This is a genomic window from Curtobacterium sp. AB451 (assembly GCF_050585845.1).
In the GTDB taxonomy this organism is placed as follows: Bacteria; Actinomycetota; Actinomycetes; order Actinomycetales; family Microbacteriaceae; genus Curtobacterium.
Map to the genome: position 1 here is coordinate 768,947 of NZ_JBOBQG010000001.1, position 20,730 is coordinate 789,676.

Genomic DNA, 20,730 nt, shown 5'->3' on the forward strand with positions numbered 1-20,730 from the left:
CCTTTCGAGGTGGGTCAGACGGCGACGGCGACGTCGGACGGCCGACGGTTCCGGAGTTCCCGCGCGCGGACGCGCATGGTGAGGGTGGTGAGGAGGACGCCGAGGACGGCTGCGCCGACGAGGACGGCGAACATCGTGGTGTAGCCGCCGCCCTGCTGCGGGACGCCGTTCGACGGGTCGCCGACCCACCAGGCGCCGAGGGCGGGGAGGAACGCGTCCGGCAGGTAGGCGATGCCCGACGCGAGCCCGATCACGCCGCCCCGCTGGGCGAGCGGGACCTCGACCTCGCCGACCTGCGCCCAGTAGATGCCGCGCGAGGTGAAGACCGCGAGGCACATCACGGTCATGAGGGCCACGGCGACCCAGACGAGCGCCGGATCGTGCGGCAGGACGAGGAACCCGACGGCGCTCACCGCGGCGACGACGAACGCCCACCGGAGGAACGCGGGCGACGACCTCGTCCACCGGTCGACGAGCACGCCGCCGACCGGTCCGCCGACGATCTGGAAGACGTAGGTGCGCACGACGCCGATCGCGCCGAGGAGCACGACGGGCACCGCGAAGCCGTCCTGCAGCAGCGGGGTGAGGTACCCGAGCAGCGTGTAGAAGCAGTACATGAGCATGATCGAGGCGCCGATCAGCCAGGTGTACTTGTTGCGGGCCGCCGCGCCGAGCTCCCGGAGGGTGACCGTCTGCCGCCCGACCTGGCCGAGGGCGTCGCGGTCGGTCCGGACGACGACGAGGACGAGCACCGCGAACGCCAGGCAGAGCACGCCGTAGATGCGCATCACCCAGAGGACGCCGCCGGTGTCCGCGATCGCCGCGGCGACGATGGCGGCGCCGATGAAGCCCACGACGGTGGACGTGATGCCGCGGACGCCCTCGAGCCAGCCGAACAGCTTGCCCTGCTCGTCGGCGTTCCCGAGCATCGAGACGAGCTTGACGAGCGACGACCAGTAGAGCCCCATGCCGAGGACGGCCATGAGCACGTGCGCGACGACGATGCCGGTCTCGCCGGGGACCGTGGACAGCCAGAGGTCGACGGCGCCCATCCCCGCGAGCGCGATCACGATGAGCGCCCTGGGCGAGAAGCGGTCGGCGAACCAGCCGCCGCAGAAGTACATGAGCACGGCGACGGCGCCGAAGACCGACGTGATCTCGCCGTAGCGCTGGATGCTGAGGTGGAGCGCGTGCGCGGTGTCCGCGAGGAACACGAACCGGATGTACGCGACCTGGAAGATCGCACCGCCGGTCATCGACAGGACGATGAAGCTCGTCAGTCTGCGGGCTCTGGTCAAGACCACTCCTTCGTGGTGGGTGGGGGTTCGGTGGACGCAAAAAAGAGAACAGCGACACCCCAGCGCTGGTGCGCTGCGGGTGTCGCTGTTCTCTGAGGTCTGGAGCGACTGCCGTCCGCGGGCGGACGGCCGATCTGCAGTTGTGTGCTCCGGCTCGGGCGATATGCCGGATACGGGTTGACGGTAACCCATCGGATCCGGAAACGACAACTCAGGTCGCATGCATGCCGGAGGCGTGCATAATGATCTGGCTCGGAATGTGAACGTGCACATCGACGTGCTTCGGCCCCGGGCAGGAACGAGTAGCAATGGCGTCGACGCGGACACAACAACCGCGGTCGCCCAGCATCCGCGACGTGGCGCGGGTCGCCGGGGTGTCGCACCAGACCGTCTCACGGGTCCTCAACAACTCGGACGCCGTCGTCGCGGAGACCCGCGACAAGGTCCTCGCGGCGATGGAGCAGCTGCAGTACCGGCCGAACCGCGCCGCGCGGGCACTGGTGACGAGCCGCACGCACACGATCGGCGTGCTCACGGCGCAGCGGTCGCACTACGGTCCCGCGGCCACGATGCAGGCGATCGAGGACGCCGCGGTGAGGCGCGGGTACTCGGTCACGACGGCGAACATCGCCGCGGCGACCGACGAGGCGGTGCGGGACGGCCTCGGCCACCTGCTCGACCAGGACGTCGAGGGCATCATCGTCATCGCGCCGCAGCAGCGGGTGTTCGACCTCATCGAGGAACTCGGCATGCGGACGCCCTACGTCGCGCTCCGCACGAGCCACGCCGACGGTCCGTCGACGCTCTTCATCGACCAGATGGAGGGCGCCCGGCTCGCCACCGCGCACCTGCTCGACCTCGGCCACGAGTACGTGCGGCACATCGCCGGACCACAGGACTGGATCGAGGCCGAGGCGCGGATGCAGGGCTTCCTGCGCGAGATGTCCGACCGCGACATGCCCGTCGTGCCGCCGATCCTCGGGGACTGGACCGCGGACTTCGGGTACCACGCCGGCCGCGAGCTGCTGCGCTACCGCGACTGCACGGCGATCTTCTGCTCGAACGACGCGATGGCGCTCGGGGTCATGCACGCGGCCCGGTCGTACGGCCTCGACGTGCCGGGCGACCTGTCCGTGGTGGGCTACGACGACATCCCGGAGGCGAAGCACCTCTGGCCACCGCTGACGACCGTGCAGGTGGACTTCCCCGAGCTCGGTCGGCGCTGCGTCGAGCAGCTGCTCCCCGGGGACGACGCGGCGATGCTCCGCCCGATCGACCTCGTGCCGCAGCTGGTCGTCCGCGGCTCCACGAGCGCGCCGCGCAAGCGCTGACCCGCCGCCCCCGCGCAAGCGCTGACGCGCCGCCCCCCGCGCAAGCGCCGACGCGCTGCCCAGCACCGTGCGTGTTCCCGCACCACGGGACGGACGCGCGGTGCCGAGTGGAGCCGAGCCGCGCCTCCGGGCCCCTGTGGCCCCGCCCCGGTACCCCAACGCGGGGGACGTGCGGACCCGCGTTCCGCCAGATCACGCGGGCCGTTACGAAAACGCGACCAATCCGAATTGACAGGCGCGCCGATCCCGTGCGTAGTATTACCTCCGTTCCGCCGATGTGAACGGTCACATGGACCGTCACACAGGCAGGACACCGGACGCGACAACGAAGTCCACACAGACCTCCTGTGCCTTCGCTGCCGCAAGCAGGACCACCCGAAGGACTGCCGCATCGCAGCGGCAGAAGGAGATGCACCGTGGCGTCAACCCCGATCGACACCGGACTCGAGACCCGGTCGATCACCGCACCCGAGACGATCCTCGAGATGCGCTCGATCACCAAGGAGTTCCCTGGTGTCAAGGCGCTCTCCGACGTCTCGCTCAGCGTCCGTGCCGGCGAGATCCACGCGATCTGCGGCGAGAACGGCGCGGGCAAGTCGACCCTCATGAAGGTCCTCTCCGGCGTCTACCCGTACGGCACCTACGAGGGCGAGATCGTCTTCGAGGGCGAAGAGGTCCGCTTCAAGGACATCAAGCAGTCCGAGCAGGCCGGCATCGTGATCATCCACCAGGAGCTCGCGCTCATCCCGGAGCTCTCGATCACCGAGAACCTGTTCCTCGGCAACGAGCCGGGCAAGTTCGGCGTGATCGACTGGACCAGCGCCCAGCTCCGCGCCCAGGACCTGCTCGCCCGCGTCGGCCTCGCCGACGACCCGGACACGCAGATCAAGAACATCGGTGTCGGCAAGCAGCAGCTCGTCGAGATCGCCAAGGCCCTGCACAAGGACGTCAAGCTCCTCATCCTCGACGAGCCGACCGCGGCCCTGAACGAGAACGACTCCCAGCACCTGCTCGACCTCATCGTCGGGCTGAAGGCCAAGGGCATCTCGAGCATCATCATCAGCCACAAGCTGAACGAGATCGAGCAGATCGCCGACGAGATCACGATCATCCGCGACGGCAAGACCATCGAGACCCTGAACGTCAAGGGCGACGGCGTCAACGAGGACCGCATCATCCGCGGCATGGTCGGGCGCTCGCTCGAGAGCCGCTTCCCGGACCGCACCCCGAAGATCGGCGAGACCTTCTTCGAGGTCCGCGACTGGACCGTCCAGCACCCGCTCGACTCCTCGCGTCTGGTCTGCAAGGGCTCGAACTTCCACGTCAAGCGCGGCGAGATCGTCGGCTTCGCGGGCCTGATGGGCGCCGGCCGCACCGAGCTCGCGATGAGCATCTTCGGCCGCTCCTACGGCACGTGGCTCGGCGGCCAGATCATCAAGGACGGCGAGGAGATCAAGGTCGCCAACGTCCAGCAGGCGATCGAGCACGGCATCGGGTACGTCTCCGAGGACCGCAAGGCGCTCGGCCTCAACCTGCTCGACACCGTCAAGCGGTCGACCGTCGCGGCCGACCTGCCGAAGATCTCCAAGGCCGGCGTCGTGGACTCCCTCGAGGAGTACAACGTCGCCGAGAAGTACCGCAAGATGCTCCGCACCAAGGTGCCGACCGTCGAGGAGAACGTCGGGAAGCTCTCCGGCGGGAACCAGCAGAAGGTCGTCCTGTCGAAGTGGATGTTCACCGACCCGGACATCCTCATCCTCGACGAGCCGACCCGCGGCATCGACGTGGGCGCCAAGTTCGAGATCTACGGCATCATCCAGCAGCTCGCCGCAGAGGGGAAGGGCATCATCCTCATCTCCTCCGAGCTCCCCGAACTCCTCGGCCTCTCCGACCGGATCTACACGATCTTCGAGGGCCAGATCACGGCCGACATCCCCTCGGAACAGGCCGATCCAGAAACGCTCATGCGCAGCATGACCTCCGCGCGGAAGGGCGCTCTCGTCTCATGAAGAACCTGAAACTGCTGTTCGGCAAGGGCAACAGCATCGGCCAGTACGGCATGATCATCGCGTTGATCGCGATCGTGATCTTCTTCTCGATCACGACGAACGGCCTGATCCTCGAGCCGACGAACGTCATCAACCTGTTCCTGCAGTACTCCTACATCCTCATCCTCGCGCTCGGCATGGTGATGGTGATCATCGCGGGCCACATCGACCTCTCGGTCGGTTCGGTCGCGGCGTTCGTCGGCATCATCGTCGCCCAGTCGATCTCCGTGTGGCACTGGCCGGTCTGGGCCGCGATCATCCTCGGCCTCGCCGTGGGTGCGCTCGTCGGTGCCTGGCAGGGCTTCTGGGTGGCGTTCGTCCGGGTGCCCGCCTTCATCGTGACGCTCGCCGGTCAGCTCATCTTCCGCGGTGCGAACCAGATCATCGGTCAGTCGACCTCGGTGCCGACCCCGGACTCGTACAACGTCATCGGTGCCGGCTACCTCGGCGACTTCGGCCCGGACTTCGGCTTCTCGAACGGCACGCTGCTCATCGGCCTCGCCACGATCATCGCGCTCATCGTCATCGAGGTGCGTGGCCGCGGCCGCCGCAAGAAGATGCAGGCCGAGGTCCCGCCGCTGTGGGTGTCGATCGTCCGCACGGGCATCCTCGTCGCCGTCACGCTCGTCGCGACCTACCTGTTCGCCGCCGGCCCCGTCGGCACGTCGATCCCGATCGTCGCGATCATCCTCGGCGTCCTCACGATCATCTACGGCTTCATCACGAAGAACACGATCTTCGGCCGCCAGGTCTACGCCGTCGGTGGCAACGCCAGCGCCGCGGTCCTCTCCGGCGTCAGTGCCCGCAAGGTCAACTTCTTCGTCATGGCGAACATGTCGGTCCTGGCCGCCGTCGCCGGCATGGTCTTCGTCGGCTACTCGAACGCCTCCGGCCCTGCTGACGGCACCGGCTGGGAGCTCGACGCGATCGCCGCCGTGTTCGTCGGTGGCGCCGCGGTCGCCGGTGGCATCGGCACCATCTCCGGGTCGATCATCGGTGGTCTCGTGATGGCGCTCCTGTCCAACGGTCTCCAGCTCATGGGCATCGAGTCGAACAAGGTGCAGATCATCCGTGGTCTCGTGCTCCTCGTCGCGGTCGCCTTCGACGTCTACTCGAAGTCCCAGGGTCGTCCGTCGCTGATCGGCGGCATGATGCGCCAGTTCCAGCGCAAGGACACCGAACAGAACACGGTCGAGGCCCAGCAGCCGCGGTCCATCGAGGACCAGCCGCAGAAGGTCAACACCCAGTAGAACGTGGCGCCGGGCGGTTCAGTCCGCCCGGCGCACGAATCCCCACCACCACAGCACCACCCCTCAACGAAGAGAAAGCAATCTCATGCGCAAGAAGCTCATCGCCGGCATCGGCCTGGCCCTCGTCGCGGGCCTCGCCCTCAGCGGCTGCTCCGCACGCGGGACCTCCGGTTCGGACTCCGCCAGCACGGAGATCAAGAAGGGTGACCTGATCGGTGTCGCCCTGCCGGCCAAGACCTCGCAGAACTGGGTGCTCGCGGGCGCCGCGTTCGAGAAGTCGATCGAGGACGCCGGCTTCAAGGCCGACATCCAGTACGCCAACGCCGGCAACCCCGTCCCGGACCAGCAGTCGCAGATCTCGGGCATGGTCACCAAGGGTGCGAAGGTCGTCATCATCGGCGCCGCCGACGGTTCGCAGCTCGGCTCGCAGGTCAAGGCCGCCAAGGCGAAGGGCGTCACCGTCATCGCCTGGGACCGCAACATCCTGAACACCAAGAACGTCGACTACTACGTGGCGTTCAACAACTACAAGGTCGGCCAGCTGCAGGCGCAGGCACTCCTCGACGGCCTCAAGGCCGAGAAGGGTGACGGCCCCTACAACATCGAGCTCTTCGCCGGTTCGGCAGACGACGCGAACGCGACCGTGTTCTTCAACGGTGCGATGAACGTGCTCGAGCCGAAGATCAAGGACGGCACCGTCAAGGTCACGTCCGGCCAGGAGACCTTCCAGAAGGTCCAGACCAAGGGCTGGCTCGCGCAGAACGCCCAGTCGCGCATGACCGACCTGCTCTCGCAGTACTACTCGGGTGACACCAAGCTCGACGGCGTCCTGTCGCCGAACGACACGCTCGCCCGCGCCATCCTCACCGCGACGAAGGCCGCCGGCAAGCCGAACCCCGTCGTCACCGGTCAGGACTCCGAGACCGCGTCGATCCCGCTCATCATGCAGGGCACGCAGTACTCGACGATCTACAAGAACACCACCGAAGAGGCGCAGGCCGCCATCGACCTCGTCTCGACGCTGTCGAAGGGTGACAAGCCCGACACCAAGATCGACAAGACGAACAACTACAACGGCGTCAAGACGGTCCCGGCGATCGAGCTGACCCCGGTCCTCGTCACCAAGGAGAACGCGGTCGAGGCCTACAAGGGCAACGACACCCTCGAGGCACTCGCCAAGAAGGGCTGATCTCCCCGATCACAGCACGACGACGGCCCCGTCTCGCTCCGGCGAGACGGGGCCGTCCCGCGTTCGCGGTGCGCCGTTCTCTCCTGCGACGGTGACCGTTCCGGTTCACGGAACCCGGTGATCGCGAACCAGGACGGTCAGCGCCACGACCGGGAACGTCCGTCGGCCGCGCCTCGTGCGGACGGGAGGCACGGTTCCGGGCGACTCGCATCCCGCGTCCGTCAGCCGGTCCGGTCCACCGCCCCGGTCGCGCTCCGTCGGTCACCGTGCGCTGTGTGCGCGGCGCGCAGGCGCTGCACCGCCGCGCAGAGCGAGGGCACGTCCACCCGCGCCGTCCCGAACACGACGGCCGGCGTGGTGTCGAAGTACCGCCGGGTGAGCCGTTCGCCGAGGAGCGAGACACGCGACCACGGGATGCCGGGTTCGGTCGACGTCACCGCGCTCGGGAGCATCCGCACCGCCTCGCCGATCTCGACCAGCCGCATCCGGACCGCGTCGTACACGAGGTCCTCCGGTAGCGCATCGTCGTCGACGTACCGCCCGATGACCCCACACGCGTGGATGACGTCCTCGAGCCGGTCCTCGAGGTCGCGGCTCACAGCGGCACCGCGTCGCGGACGGCGTCGCCGCCCATGCCGGCCGCGTCCACGACGTCGACCCGGACGCCGAGGAGCTGCTCGGCCTCGTCCTGGATCCGCATGAGCGCGAAGATGCCGAGCCCCGCCTCGAGGTCCACCATGAGGTCGACGTCGCTCGCCGGACCGTCGTCGCCACGGGCCACACTGCCGAACAGCCGGGGGTTCCGGCCGCCGAGTCGCGTGACGATCGCGACGAGGTCACGCCGCGCTGCCATCACCCGCTCGCGGAGCGGGGGCGACTCCTCGACGGGGTGCAGGTCGATCTCGGTGGTGAACCCGGCGGCGAGCAGGAGGCGTTGCAGCGCGGCGAGGGACGGCTCGCGACGCCCGTTCTCGTAGGTGCTGATGACGCTCTGCGTGACGCCGGCGCGCTCCGCGAGCTGCACCTGGGTGAGTTCGGCGCGGAGACGGGCGTCCCGGATGAGCCCGGCGGCCGACACTGGCAGCACGGGTCGTGGGGTGGCTACGGACATGTCGCCACGATACACAGAATGCGAAATGTCGTCCGGTCGACCGGCGTCAGGGGCGGCGGGAGACGTCCGTCCGCAGGAAGTTCTGCGCCGAGCGGGACGGTGTCGGCCCCCGCTGGCCCTGGTAGCGCGACTGGTACTCGGCCGAACCGTAGGGCTTCTCGGCCGGGCTCGAGAGCTGGAAGAAGCAGAGCTGGCCGATCTTCATGCCCGGCCAGAGCTTGATGGGCAGGGTCGCCACGTTCGAGAGCTCGAGTGTGACGTGGCCGGAGAAGCCCGGGTCGATGAAGCCCGCCGTCGAGTGGGTCAGGAGCCCGAGGCGACCGAGCGAGCTCTTGCCCTCGAGCCGCGCCGCGATGTCGTCGGGAAGTGTCACGACCTCGTACGTCGAGCCGAGGACGAACTCCCCCGGGTGCAGCACGAACGCCTCGTCCGGGTCGGTCTCCACCAGCCGGGTGAGGTCGGGCTGGTCCGTCGCCGGGTCGATGTGCGGGTACTTGTGGTTGTCGAACAGCCGGAAGAACTTGTCGAGCCGGACGTCGATGCTCGACGGCTGGACGAGCGAGGCGTCGTACGGGTCGAGGCCGATCCGGCCCTCGGCGAGCTGGGCGGTGATGTCGCGGTCGGAGAGCAGCACGCGACGAGCCTAGCGGCAGCCGCACGGGCGCCGGTAAGCTGCGAGGCTGCCCAGCGTCGGGCGGCGTCACACGGCCGGGAGGAACGAGATGACCGCGTACACCGTGCACGAGATCGACGTGCCCGTGACGATGGCTGACGGCCCCGCGACGGTGCAGTCCTTCCGCGACTGGGTCCGCGTGCAGAACGCCGCCGAGGTCGCCGTCACCGGGTTGCCCGAGATCCTCTGGACCCCCGAGGAGCAGCTGCCGTACCTGCTCGACAGCGCGGCACCGAGCCGGCTCTTCGTGGTCCGGGACGCCGGCGGGGAGGTCGTGGCCGCCGGCTCCTACGACACGAAGCAGGCGGCGGGCACCCCGAACTGCTGGCTCGCGGTCGCCGTCGCACCCGAGCACCAGCGCCGCGGGATCGGCACACTGCTGGCCGACCACCTCGAACGACTCGCCCGCGCCGACGGCCGCACGCAGTGGAAGACGTACGCGGTGTCGCGCCAGGTCGGCCCGGCCTCCGGCCCCGGGTACCTCGTGCCGCCCACCGGCCACGGCGCCGTGCCGGAGGACGAGGCCGGCACGCGGTTCCTCACCGGACGCGGCTGGCGGTTCGGGCAGGTCAACCGGATCAGCCGCCTCGCGCTGCCCGCCGACCACTCCGTCGTGCGCGAGCTCCACGACCGGGCGGTGACCGCCGCCGGACCGGCGTACCGGGTGCACGCCTGGACCGGGCCGACGCCGGAGCAGTGGCTCGACGGCATCGCGCTGCTCGAGACGCGGATGAGCACCGACGCCCCCGAGGGTGACATGGAGGAGCCGGAGGACGTCTGGACCCGGGAGCGGCTCGCGGAGCACGAGGCGAACCTGGAACGCTCACCCCGCACGATGGTCACGGTCGCGGTCGAGCACCTGCCGACGACCACCCTGGCCGGTTTCACGCAGCTCGCGGTGCCGGACGCCGCCCACCAGCCGGTCATGCAGGGCGACACCCTCGTGCTGCGGGAGCACCGCGGGCACCGGCTCGGCTGGCTCCTCAAGGTTGCCGGCATCGAGCGCATCGAACAGGACTTCCCCGGGCACCCGTCGATCATCACGTTCAACGCCGAGGAGAACCGCCCGATGCTCGACGTCAACGAGGCCGTCGGGTTCGTCGGTGTCGGGAGCGAGGGCATCTGGGAGCGACGCGTCTGACGGCGTGGCCTGAGGCGGGCCGCAGCCGGTGCGCGCGACGCACGCCGCGCCTCCAGGCCCGGACGCCTACCATTGGACGGTCATGACCGTCACGTCACCCGAAACCCAGCCAGGAGGCGCGGCGCCGGAATCGGCGCCCGTCACCGCGCGCACGTCCACCGTCGCGACGGTCCTCGTCGTCGCCGTCCCGTTGGCGGTGGCGTGCTCGATCCTCGGGATGACGCTCACCGGCGCCTTCACCGCGAACCAGCAGCTGGTGTCCGCCGGCGACATCGTCGAGTACGGGCTGCCCGTCGCCCGCGTGGTGCACGACACCATGGCAGCGCTGACGATCGGGCTGCTCGTCGTCGCCGCCTTCGCGCTGCCGGCACAGAAGAAGGACCACCGGGCGATGTCGAGCGTGCAGCACCGCGCCGCGCGCTGGGCGGCCGTGACCGGAGCGGTCTGGTTCCTCGCCGCCGTCGTCGGCATCGTGCTGACGGGCGCGAACACCCTCGGCGTGCCGCTGACGAACCCCGTGTTCGCCCGCAACTTCCTGCTCTTCGCGTTCCAGGTCGAGATCGGGCAGGCGCTCGTGGTCTCCGCCGTGGCGATCCTCGTCGCCACCGTCGTCGCGGCCTTCGCCACCCGCGTGACGACGCTCGCGGTCGCGACGGTCGCCGGGTTGTTCGCGCTACTGCCGCTCGCGCTCTCCGGGCACGCCGCCGGGTCGCTCGAGCACGCCAACGCGGTGAACTCGCTCGCGGTCCACCTCGTCGCCGTCTGCGTCTGGGCCGGTGGCCTCGTCGCCGTCGTGGCCCTGCGGACGCGCACCAAGGGCGCCACGGGCCGCGTGGTGTCGCGGTACTCGACGCTCGCCGGGTGGGCGTTCGCCGCGGTCGCCTTCTCGGGCATCGTGAACGCGTCCCTCCGCCTGACCGGACCGCTCGACCTGTTCACGACGACGTACGGGTGGCTCATCACCGTCAAGGCCGCCATCCTCGTGCTGCTCGGGCTCGCCGGGGTCGTCCAGCGTCGTCGGCTCGTGCCCGGGCTCCTCCGCGCGCCGCTCGACCGCCGACTGTTCGTGCGGTTCGCCCTCGCCGAGATCGTCTTCATGGCGATCGCGATCGGTGTCTCGGTCGCCGTCTCACGCTCGCAGCCGCCGATCCCGCAGACCCCGGAGACCGGCGACGACACCCGCTCCGGGCTCATCGGCTTCCCGTACCCGCCGGCGCAGACCGTGCAGACCTACCTGACCGAGTGGCACATCGACTGGGTGTGGCTCGCGCTCGCGGTCGTCGGGGCGGGCTGGTACCTGCTCGCCGTCCGGAAGCTCCACCGGCGCGGCGACTCGTGGCCGGTCGGGCGTACCGTCGCCTGGCTCCTCGGGTGCGCGCTGTTCATCTGGACGACCTCGGCCGGGCCGGCGGTCTACGGCATGATCCACTTCTCGTCGCACATGATCCAGCACATGCTGCTGATGATGTTCGTGCCGCTGCCGCTGGTGCTCGGCGGCCCGGTGCTGCTCGCGCTCCGCACCCTGCCGGTCCGCAACGACGGGTCCCGCGGCGCCCGTGAGTGGCTCATGCTGTTCACGCACTCGCGGTACATGCAGTTCCTCGCGAAGCCGGCCGTCGCCGGGGTGATCTTCGCCGGGTCCCTCGTCGTGTTCTACTTCACGCCCGCCTACGAGTACGCCATGCAGTCGCACGAGTGGCACGTCGCGATGGTCGTGCACTTCGTGTTCAGCGGCTACCTGTTCTTCTGGGTGTTCATCGGCGTCGACCCGGGCCCGAAGCGTCCGCAGTACCCGATCCTCATCATCGCCCTGCTCGCGACCCTGGCCTTCCACGCGTTCTTCGGTGTCGCGGTGATGACCTCGGAGTCCGTGTTCGCGATCGACTGGTTCCACGCGCTCGGTCAGACGAACGACGCCGCGCTCCTCGCCGACCAGCACACCGGCGGCGGGATCGCGTGGGGTGCGTCCGAGCTGCCGATGGTGTTCGTGGCGCTCCTCGTGGTGCGGAACTGGGTGCGGTCGGACTCACGCGACGCGAAGCGCCTCGACCGCAAGGCCGAGCGTGACGGGGACGCCGACCTCAAGGCCTACAACGAGCAGCTCGCCGCGATGCACGACCGCGACTGACGCGCCGGGCGGCGGCTCGGGGCGGCGGCTCGGGGCGGCTGCCGCGCCGCCGCTCAGTCACCGTGGACGATGCAGACCGCGTCGAGGTCCATCGCGGCCTCGAGCGCGGCGGAGATCCCGGACTCGCCGTCCGCGCCGGCCGGCGTCACGGTGTCCACCCACCACAGCGGCGTCGACAGCGTCGGGGCGTCCGGCAGGATCCGTTCGACCTCGTCGAGGGCGTCCACCCGCCGGACCCCGAGCACGGTGATCACAGGGTGCGTGGCGTCACGACAGACCTGCATGACCGGGCCGTCGTCGAGCGCCCGGACACCCCAGCCCTCGTCGTGCAGCAGCAGGGCCTCGGCGACGTCGCGCGTCTCGACCGGTCCGCGGCAGAGGAGCGTGACGTCACGGGGCACGGCGACCGCCGAACACGTGCGAGCCGTCCCCGACGTGGCCGTCCAGCGTGCCCTCGTCGTGGGCGGGGTCGAGCGGAGCGCCGCCGACGAGGTGCAGGAAGCGGTCCTCGTCGATCCGGTCGAGGAACGCCTCGAGCGCCTGCCAGCCGTCGTCGAGGCGCACGACCAGGCCGCCGCCGCCGAACGTCGAGGTGGTGGTGCGCGGCGGGGGCCACACGCCGTCCCGGTCGAGGAACTCGGTGGCCTCGGGACCGACCACGACCGCGAGCGGCTCCGGCTCGCCGTGCGACACGGCCCGGACGAGGTGGTCGGCGTCGCCACGGCGCTGCATGACGACGCCGAAGACGGGTTCGACGTCCTCGGCCACGCGGTGCACGGCGTCCAGCAGCTTCGGGGCGAGGGACCGGTCGGTGCCGTCCTCGGGCACCGTGAGCACGGCGGACATCGTCTCGACCACCACGCCGTCGAGCAGGTGCGCGGTCATCGTCGCCGAGAACCCCTCGCCCACGGCGTACGACGTCGACACGGCCGGCGCCTCGTGCTTGGCGTACTGCGTGACGACCCAGCGGTCCCACGGCACGGTGAGCGGCTCGGCGGTGCCCCAGCGGGTGGGGCAGGTGCCGACGGTCTCGCACAGCGCCTCGATCGCGGAGCCGATGTCGACGGCGCGCTCGGAGTGGTGCCGGAGCGTGAGGTCGATGCTGATCTGTCGCACCGAGTCGCGGGCCACCGGGTGCTCGGGCGACGGTGTGCCGACGAGCTCCGGGCCGCGGTGCACGAAGTCCTCGATGCGCGAGGCGGTGACGCCCGTCCGGCCGTCCCGGAGGGTGCCGTCGGGGTCGGTCACGGCCCAGGCCGCGCCGTACGCACCGAGGGCGTGCCGGAGCGCCGGGGTGAGGGCCGATCCGGGGCCCGTGCGGAGCAGGACGAAGCGTCCGGAGTCCGCTGCCCGACGGAGCAGGGAGGCGAGCGCCTCGGTCAGCCACACCACCGGCGAAGCCGAGTCGACCACGATCGCGGGGCCGACCACGTCGTCGATGAGGGGATGCCTGACCATCCGGGTCCTCCTCGGGTTCGCGGGTCGTGCGGATCCACCTGGACGGTACACACGAGGGCGACACCTGTCCGTCGGACGGACCGGCTCACAGCGGAGACACGGGTGCGGTCGGGAGGCGCGGTGCGAGTGGGCAACGCCACGCTCGGCGGGCACTCGGCTGGCGTCCAGCGCAGAATCCGCTAGGCTTGCCACGTCCCGCTGAGCGGGCGCGCGAGTGTAGTTCAATGGTAGAACTCCAGCTTCCCAAGCTGGTAGCGCGGGTTCGATTCCCGTCACTCGCTCCGACACGAAGGGCCGCCCGACCGGGCGGCCCTTCGTCGTTCCACCAGTGGCACCGTCGAGGGATCGCGACTCGCCGACACCCTCCTGTCTTGCGCATCTGGCATTTCACCGGCATCATTCTTCTCGTCCGACCACGAGGGTCGGGTCTGGCAACGCCGCCAGGACGAGAGGACACCGCCACGCCGTGTCGAAGCTCACGCTCGCGTTCGCGGTCCCGGCCCTGACGGCCCTGGCCACGTCGATCGGCCTCGGGATCTGGGGCGACCTCTCGCCAGCGGGATCCACGCTGCAGCACGTCCTGTTCACCTTCGCCACCACCGTCGGGCTGGCTGCCGTCGCGATCGGCGTGGTCGGGGCGAGTGTCGTGCGAGCCAGGATCCGACGCTCGCGACGGGGCGGCTAGGCACCGCCGCCTCGGGCGCTCCGGCGATCCACCGACGGAAGCCGAGGCGTGCGGGCAGCGTCCAGGGCCGCGCGCGAGAGTGCTGTCATGCGTGCCACTGCCCCGTTCGTCGTCGGCGTCGTAGCAGCCCTCGCCCTCACCGGGTGCAGCGCCGGCGCCGCCCCTCGTCCGACCGGCACCGCCAGCACTGCGACGGCTACACCGACACCGACACCGAGCATCGGGGCCGCCGACCGCACCGCCGTCGATCGGACGCTCGCCGGCCTCGAGCGGGAGTACGACGCCACCGTCGGCGTCGTCGCCACGGACACCACGACCGGCGAGACCGTCGCGTACGGCGGCGACCGGCGTTTCGGGTACGCGTCGACGCTCAAGGTGTTCGCGGCTGCGGCGTTCCTCCGCCAGGTGCACGGCGCCGACCGGGACGAGCGCGTGCGGTGGACCGCGGCGGACGCCACCGCCGCCGGGCACACCCCCGTGACGAGCGCGCACGTCGCCGACGGCCTGACGCTCGCCCAGCTCGCCGAGGCCGCCGTCCGACAGAGCGACAACCTCGCCCTGAACCTCGTCCTCGACCGCATCGGCGGACCCGCCGGACTCGGCCGGGCCCTCACGGAGCTCGGGGACCGGACGACCGAGGTGGTGCACGACGAACCCGCGCTCAACACGATCGAGCCTGGCAGCACCGCGGACACCACGACCCCGGCGGCGTTCGCGGCGGACCTCGCGACGGTGCTCGACGGACAGACGCTCGGCCGCTCCGACACCGCACTCCTCGAATGGTGGATGAGCGGCAACGCCACGGGCGACACCCTGGTCCGCGCCGGCGCACCGGCCGGGTGGACGGTCGCGGACAAGTCCGGGGGCGCCGGCGGCATCCGGAACGACGTCGCACGCGTCACGCGACCTGACGGCGGCCCGATCATCATCGCCGTGCTCACGGCGCGCAACGAGCTCGACGCCGCGTACGACGACGCCCTGGTCGCGGAGTCCGCCCGCGCGGTGCTCGCCGCGTTCGCGGGCTGACGGTCACGCGGCGTCACACGGCGTCATCCACGACACCTGTCGGCAACACACGACAACTACGATCTGGTCATGTCCTCCCCCGACTCCCCCACGGTCGTCGTCGGCGCCGGCATCATCGGCCTGAGCACCGCGTGGCACCTGGCCGACCTCGACCAGCGCGTCGTCCTCGTCGACAGCGGCCCCGCCGCCGGCGGGACGACCACCGCAGGCGCCGGCTTCGTCGGACAGTGGGCGGCCGGGTACGCCTGGTACTGGAACGAGTCCGAACGCGACGTCGAGCAGTACGGCATCGACTTCTACCGGCGGCTGGCCGAGTCCGGGAACGGGCCGACCGGGTACCGCCGGAACGGCAACGTCTGGCTGACGGTCACCGACCAGGGCCGCGCGGACCACATCCCGCCGTTCGAGGACCACCCCCTGCGCCCGGCTGGTGCCAGGACGCTCACCCCGGACGAGGCGGCGGACCTCGTCCCCGGCCTCGACCCGTCCGCGGTGACGGCCGGGTTCCTCCACCCGAACGGCATCCAGATCAGTGCGCCGGACACGGCCGCGGCCCTGGTCCGGGCACTGCACGCACGCGGGGTCGCGTTCCGCGAGCACACCACGGTCACGGGCCTGGAGGCGCGGGACGGCTCCGTCACGGGCGTCCGGACCGCGAGTGGCGAGGTCATCGACGCCGCGCGGGTCGTCCTCGCGGCCGGCAGCTGGACGAACGCACTGCTCGCGCCCCTCGGTCGCGAGCTCCCGACGGTGCGGGTGGTCGCGAGCCGCCTCGTCACGAAGCCGTTCGGCCTCCCGCAGACGCTGCCGACCCTGATGCTCCCCGAACTCGAGGGGCTGTGGATCCGCGAGCACCGCGGTGGCCTGACCTACGGCGCCGGGAGCGGGTACGAGGCGTTCTTCGTGCGCGGTGCCGGCCGCGACACCGAACCCGAGCGCCGACCGGACCGCCCCGACCTCGTCGAGGCCATGCGCACCGCCCTGCACCCGATCGTCGCGGCGCTGCTGCCGGGCGCCGCGGCTGCACTCGCCGACGACGAGACCGTCACGCAGGGGGTCGTGTCGATGACGGCGGACCGGAACTTCATCGTCGGCCCGGTCCCGGAGCTCGCCGGCCTCGTGGTCGCCGGCGGGGACAACGAGTCCGGCGTCACGCACGGCCCCGGGCTCGGTCGGATCGCCGCCGAGCTGAGCGTCACCGGGTCGACCACCCTCGGCGTTGCGAGCCGGTACGACCCCGCCCGGTTCCCGGCAAGCGCACCGAGCGAGGCCGACGTCGTCTCGCTCATGCCGGCTCGCCGTGAGGCCGACGCCCGACGAGCCGGAGCGACGGCATGAGCGACCAGACGACGACGCACGTCGTGATCGGCGGCGGGGTGGTGGGTGCCGCCACCGCGTACGCCCTGGCCACCCGCGGCGAGCGCGTCCTGCTCGTGGAACAGCACGAGCGCGGCCACCACCGCGGTTCCTCGCACGGTGCGACCCGGATCTTCCGGCAGGGCTACGCCGATGCCGAGTACGTCGCGCTGACGACCCGGGCGCTCGCGCTCTGGGAGGCGCTCGAGACCGCGGCCCACGAGGAGCTGATCGTCCGAACGGGCGCCGTCGACCACGGCCGCCCCGAGGTCGTCGATTCCATCGCCGCGGCGCTCGCGGACGCCGGGATCGCCCACGAGGCCCTCAGCCCGGACGCCGCTGCCGAGCGCTGGCCGGGCATCGCGTTCGAGGGGCACGTCCTGACGCACGCGACCGCGGGACGCATCCGGTCCGACCGCGCGATCGAGGCGTTCCTCACGCTGGCCGACCGCACGGGGCTCGCCGACCTCCGCTTCGACACCCGGGTCACCGGGCTCGAGGACCACGGCGACGAGGTGACCGTGACGCTGTCCGACGGGTCCGCCCACCGCACGTCGTCGGTGATCGCCGCCGTGGGGTCGTGGGCGCCCACGCTGGTCGGCGACCTGCTCGCGGAACGCGGGGCGCGCCTCCCGGCCCTCCGTGTCACGCAGGAGCAGCCCGCCCACTTCCTCAGCCACCTGCCGGACGAGGCGTGGCCGAGCTTCGTGCACTGGGCCGACGGGGACGACGTCTACGGCCTGCTCACCCCGGGCGAGGGCGTCAAGGTCGGCTTCCACGGCACCGGTCCCGTCGTCGACCCGGACCACCGCGACTTCACCCCGGTGCCTGCCGAGGCCGAGCGGCTGCAGGCGTACGTCGCCCGGTACGTGCCCGGGGTCGACGCGACGAAGCCGACCTTCATCAGCTGCCTCTACGACAACTCCCCCGACGAGGACTTCGTCATCGACCGTCGCGGTCCGGTGACCGTCGCGACCGGGTTCTCCGGCCACGGCTTCAAGTTCGCTCCGCTGCTCGGCGTCATGATCGCCGACCTCGCGACCGACGGGCCACCACCCCCGGCCCGGTTCTCCCTCTCGAAGCACCACCCCACCCCCACAGGACGATGACCACCCGACTCCTCAGCGCCATCGCGCTCACCGCCGCCACCGCCGCCGTGCTCACCGGCTGCGCCTCCACCGGCTCGTCCGGCACCGACGCCGTCGACGGACTCGTCGTCGGCACCACCGACGTCGTGACGTCCCTCGACCCGGCCGGCGCCTGGGACCGCGGGAGCTACACCGTGCAGACGCAGCTGTACCAGCACCTGCTCACCTACCCCGCAGGGAAGACCACGACCAGCCCCGAGGTCGCGAAGTCCTGCGACTTCACCGACGGCACGCACTACGTGTGCGAGATCCGGGACGGCCTGCGGTTCTCGAACGGCGACGACCTGACCGCGAAGGACGTGGTGTTCTCGTTCGAGCGGCAGGTGTCCCTCGGGTCGAAGAACGGCCCGGGGTCGCTGCTGGCCAACATGGCGTCGGTGTCGGCGTCCGGCAGCACCGTGACGTTCACCCTGAAGCAGGCCGACGACCAGACGTTCCCGTACGTGCTCGCGAGCATGGCGGGGGCGATCGTGGACTCGAAGGTGTTCTCGGCGACGACGGTGCACGCGAACGACGGGGTGGTGGGATCCGGGCCCTACGCGCTGCAGGACGCCGCGGACGGTGGGGCGACGATCGCCCTCACCGCGAACGACCACTACGACGGCGACGCTCCGGCCACGAAGAGCGTGACGATCAAGCAGTACACGAAGTCCGCCGACCTCAAGCTCGCCGTGCAGAAGGGCGACGCCGACGTCGCGTACCGCCAGCTCACGCCGACGGAGGTCACCTCGCTGTCGTCGGACGACTCCCTGCAGACCGTGCACGGCGACTCCGGCGAGATCCGGTTCCTGGCGTTCAACCTCGACACGATGCCCGGGAAGGACAGCGCCCAGAAGCAGGCGATCCGGCAGGCCGTCGCGGCGTCGATCGACCGTCAGGCCATCGCGAAGGACGTCTACCAGGACACCTACGCGCCGGCGTACTCGATCGTCCCGAGCGGGTTCACCGGTGCGACCGAGGCGTTCCGGTCCCTGTCGGGCGAGGACGCGAAGGCCATCCTGCAGCAGGCCGGAGTGACCACGCCCGTGACGCTGCCCATCGAGTACACGACGGACCACTACGGCTCGGGTTCCGACGACGAGTACGCGCTCATCGCGCAGCAGCTCGAGGACACGGGCCTGTTCCGGGTCGACCTGCAGTCGGCGAGCTGGGACACCTACGTCGGGAACGTCGGCAAGGGCGAGTACCCCGTCTTCCAGCTCGGGTTCTTCCAGGACTACCCGGACGCCTCGTCGTACCTCACCCCGGCCTACGGCGCCGCGGACGTCAACCTGCTCGCGAACCACTTCGACGACGCCACGGTGCACGACCTCGTCGCCGCGCAGGCCGTCGAGCCGGACACGGCGAAGCGGACGCAGCAGATCGAGCAGATCCAGCGGGACACCGCCGAGTCGGTCCCGCTCATCCCGCTGCTCGCCGGGCAGGAGAACGTCATCGGGCAGAAGTCGTTGACCGGGCTGTCGGAGTCCGTCGACGCGTCCGGCGAGTTCCGCATCTGGGAGATCGGTCGCTCGTGAGCCCGTCAGCCCTCCGCGACGCCGTCCGCGGCCGCCTGCCCGAGGGGCTCGAGGACCTGGCCGCGCTCGTGGCGATCCCGTCCGTCCACGACCCGGCTGTGCAGTCGCTCGACGACTGCCACCGGGTCGCGGAGGCGGTGCGGGTCGCGTTCGCGGACCTCGGTCTGGAGGCGCGGCTCGCCACCACCGCGGACGGCTCGCGGGCGGTCATCGCGACCCACCCCGCACCCGCCGGTGCACCGACGGTGCTGCTCTACGCGCACCACGACGTGCAGCCGGCCGGAGACCTGTCCGCGTGGACGAGCGATCCGTGGACGCTCACGGAGCGGGACGGTCGCCTGTACGGCCGGGGCGCGGCGGACTGCAAGGGCGGGATCGTCACGCACCTCGTGGCGCTCCGGGCGCTGCTCGACGTGCACGGGACGTTCCCGGTCGGGCTCGTCGTGCTCGTCGAGGGCTCGGAGGAGCAGGGCACCGACGGCCTCGAGCAGTACGTGACCGACCACGCCGCCGACTTCCGGCACGTGGACACCGCTGTCGTGATGGACGCCGGGAACGCCGCGGTCGGCGCTCCCGCGCTCGTGACGACGCTCCGCGGCACCGCGTTCGTCGAGCTCCGCGTCCGGGCACTGCGGGGGAACGTGCACTCCGGGATGTTCGGAGGCGCGGCACCCGACGCGATCGCGGTGCTCGTCGCCCTGCTCGCGTCGCTCCGGGACGGCACCGGGGACACCACCGTCGACGGGCTCGACGCGTCCGAGACCTGGGCCGGCCTGCCCTACGACGCCGACCGGTTCGCCGCCGACGCCGGACTGCTCGACGGCGCGGTGCCGGTCGGTTCGGCGGACCCGGCGTCCCAGGTGTGGGCACGCCCGGCCCTCACGGTCGTCGGGATCGACGCCCCGGCGGTCGCGGGGTCCTCGCCGTCCGTGCAGGCGAGGGCTGGTGCCGCGCTGAACCTCCGCGTGCCGCCGGGCGTCGACCCCGCGACGGCCGGGGAACTCCTGGTGGCGCACCTGCTCCGACGGGCGCCCGCCGGCGTCGAGGTCACGGCGCGGGTCACCGGGGTCGGTGCCGGGTTCCGTGCGCTCGGCGGACCGTCCTCGTCGGCGTTCCGCGCCGCGCTCGCGGAGTCCTACCACCTGGCTCCGGTCGGCTCGCTCGGCGGCGGCGGCTCGATCCCGCTCTGCGCGACCCTCGAGCGGGCGATCCCGGGCGTCGAGGTGATCCTCGCCGGGGTGTCCGAGCCGACGGCGAACGTGCACGCCCCGGACGAGAGCGTCGACCCGTCCGAGATCGAGCACATGGCCCTCGCCGAGGCGATCTTCCTGGCCGCACTCCCCACCCGCTGACCCTGACGTCGGGCGGTGC

At 71.0% G+C, this 20,730-nt stretch carries 18 protein-coding genes and 1 tRNA gene; 13 read left to right on the forward strand and 6 right to left on the reverse strand.

What is annotated here, in order from left to right; translation table 11 throughout:
- Positions 1–14: 14 nt before the first annotated feature.
- Complete coding sequence (locus ACQXVK_RS03510; protein WP_430852725.1) at positions 15–1,298, reverse strand: MFS transporter; 1,284 nt, start codon at positions 1,296–1,298, stop codon at positions 15–17.
- Positions 1,299–1,606: 308 nt separating this feature from the next.
- Between ACQXVK_RS03510 and ACQXVK_RS03515 the strand changes: the two genes are divergently transcribed.
- The 4 genes from ACQXVK_RS03515 (at position 1,607) to ACQXVK_RS03530 (ending at position 7,116) form a co-directional block, all read left to right on the forward strand.
- Positions 1,607–2,629 carry a LacI family DNA-binding transcriptional regulator gene (locus tag ACQXVK_RS03515; RefSeq protein ID WP_402265407.1) on the forward strand — a complete coding sequence of 341 codons (1,023 nt, stop codon included), beginning with the start codon at positions 1,607–1,609 and terminating at the stop codon, positions 2,627–2,629.
- A 485-nt stretch (positions 2,630–3,114) separates the two neighbouring features.
- Positions 3,115–4,638 carry a multiple monosaccharide ABC transporter ATP-binding protein gene (mmsA, locus tag ACQXVK_RS03520; RefSeq protein WP_402265725.1) on the forward strand — a complete coding sequence of 508 codons (1,524 nt, stop codon included), beginning with the start codon at positions 3,115–3,117 and terminating at the stop codon, positions 4,636–4,638.
- A complete protein-coding gene (gene mmsB, locus ACQXVK_RS03525) occupies positions 4,635–5,927 on the forward strand; it encodes a multiple monosaccharide ABC transporter permease (RefSeq protein ID WP_402265409.1) in 1,293 nt (430 codons plus the stop codon). The genes mmsA and mmsB overlap by 4 nt, the downstream gene beginning before the upstream one ends.
- An 85-nt stretch (positions 5,928–6,012) precedes the next feature.
- Positions 6,013–7,116 carry a substrate-binding domain-containing protein gene (locus ACQXVK_RS03530; protein ID WP_022907053.1) on the forward strand — a complete coding sequence of 368 codons (1,104 nt, stop codon included), beginning with the start codon at positions 6,013–6,015 and terminating at the stop codon, positions 7,114–7,116.
- A 221-nt stretch (positions 7,117–7,337) separates the two neighbouring features.
- Here the strand turns inward: ACQXVK_RS03530 and ACQXVK_RS03535 are convergent, their stop codons facing one another.
- The 3 genes from ACQXVK_RS03535 to dcd are packed head-to-tail and all read right to left on the reverse strand — an operon-like array spanning position 7,338 to position 8,861.
- Positions 7,338–7,715, reverse strand: a complete 378-nt coding sequence (locus ACQXVK_RS03535; RefSeq protein ID WP_430852726.1) for a HepT-like ribonuclease domain-containing protein — start codon at positions 7,713–7,715, stop codon at positions 7,338–7,340.
- A complete protein-coding gene (locus ACQXVK_RS03540; protein ID WP_416394733.1) occupies positions 7,712–8,227 on the reverse strand; it encodes a helix-turn-helix domain-containing protein in 516 nt (171 codons plus the stop codon). Before ACQXVK_RS03540 ends, ACQXVK_RS03535 begins: the two co-directional genes overlap by 4 nt.
- Before the next feature lie 46 nt (positions 8,228–8,273).
- Positions 8,274–8,861: a dCTP deaminase gene (gene dcd, locus ACQXVK_RS03545; protein WP_402265418.1), complete on the reverse strand. Its 588-nt coding sequence runs from the start codon at positions 8,859–8,861 to the stop codon at positions 8,274–8,276.
- A gap of 88 nt (positions 8,862–8,949) precedes the next feature.
- Between dcd and ACQXVK_RS03550 the strand changes: the two genes are divergently transcribed.
- Together ACQXVK_RS03550 and ACQXVK_RS03555 are read left to right on the forward strand one after the other, a co-directional pair.
- Positions 8,950–10,041, forward strand: coding sequence for a GNAT family N-acetyltransferase (locus ACQXVK_RS03550; protein ID WP_430852727.1), 1,092 nt, complete (start codon positions 8,950–8,952; stop codon positions 10,039–10,041).
- An 82-nt stretch (positions 10,042–10,123) separates the two neighbouring features.
- The gene (locus ACQXVK_RS03555) at positions 10,124–12,169 is read left to right on the forward strand and encodes a cytochrome c oxidase assembly protein (RefSeq protein ID WP_430852728.1); all 2,046 of its coding nucleotides are present in this window, start codon (positions 10,124–10,126) and stop codon (positions 12,167–12,169) included.
- Positions 12,170–12,222: 53 nt separating this feature from the next.
- On the opposite strand, the gene ACQXVK_RS03560 is transcribed toward ACQXVK_RS03555, so the two are convergent.
- The gene (locus ACQXVK_RS03560) at positions 12,223–12,570 is read right to left on the reverse strand and encodes a hypothetical protein (RefSeq protein WP_022907058.1); all 348 of its coding nucleotides are present in this window, start codon (positions 12,568–12,570) and stop codon (positions 12,223–12,225) included.
- Positions 12,560–13,627 (reverse strand): DUF6177 family protein, encoded by a 1,068-nt coding sequence (locus ACQXVK_RS03565; protein ID WP_416394726.1) that lies wholly within the window; start codon positions 13,625–13,627, stop codon positions 12,560–12,562. Before ACQXVK_RS03565 ends, ACQXVK_RS03560 begins: the two co-directional genes overlap by 11 nt.
- Positions 13,628–13,837: 210 nt before the next feature.
- On the opposite strand from ACQXVK_RS03565, the gene ACQXVK_RS03570 reads away from it, so the two are divergent.
- The 7 genes from ACQXVK_RS03570 (at position 13,838) to ACQXVK_RS03600 (ending at position 20,711) form a co-directional block, all read left to right on the forward strand.
- Positions 13,838–13,908, forward strand: a tRNA-Gly gene (locus ACQXVK_RS03570).
- A 185-nt stretch (positions 13,909–14,093) separates the two neighbouring features.
- A complete protein-coding gene (locus tag ACQXVK_RS03575; RefSeq protein WP_402265507.1) occupies positions 14,094–14,312 on the forward strand; it encodes a hypothetical protein in 219 nt (72 codons plus the stop codon).
- Positions 14,313–14,399: 87 nt separating this feature from the next.
- On the forward strand, positions 14,400–15,338 hold the full coding sequence (gene bla, locus ACQXVK_RS03580; RefSeq protein ID WP_430852729.1) for a class A beta-lactamase: 939 nt from the start codon (positions 14,400–14,402) through the stop codon (positions 15,336–15,338).
- Positions 15,339–15,407: 69 nt separating this feature from the next.
- Positions 15,408–16,676: an NAD(P)/FAD-dependent oxidoreductase gene (locus ACQXVK_RS03585; RefSeq protein ID WP_430852730.1), complete on the forward strand. Its 1,269-nt coding sequence runs from the start codon at positions 15,408–15,410 to the stop codon at positions 16,674–16,676.
- Positions 16,673–17,803 (forward strand): FAD-dependent oxidoreductase, encoded by a 1,131-nt coding sequence (locus ACQXVK_RS03590; RefSeq protein WP_430852731.1) that lies wholly within the window; start codon positions 16,673–16,675, stop codon positions 17,801–17,803. The genes ACQXVK_RS03585 and ACQXVK_RS03590 overlap by 4 nt, the downstream gene beginning before the upstream one ends.
- Positions 17,800–19,359 (forward strand): ABC transporter substrate-binding protein, encoded by a 1,560-nt coding sequence (locus tag ACQXVK_RS03595; RefSeq protein ID WP_402265518.1) that lies wholly within the window; start codon positions 17,800–17,802, stop codon positions 19,357–19,359. Before ACQXVK_RS03590 ends, ACQXVK_RS03595 begins: the two co-directional genes overlap by 4 nt.
- Positions 19,356–20,711 (forward strand): M20/M25/M40 family metallo-hydrolase, encoded by a 1,356-nt coding sequence (locus tag ACQXVK_RS03600; protein WP_430852732.1) that lies wholly within the window; start codon positions 19,356–19,358, stop codon positions 20,709–20,711. The genes ACQXVK_RS03595 and ACQXVK_RS03600 overlap by 4 nt, the downstream gene beginning before the upstream one ends.
- Positions 20,712–20,730 lie beyond the last annotated feature (19 nt).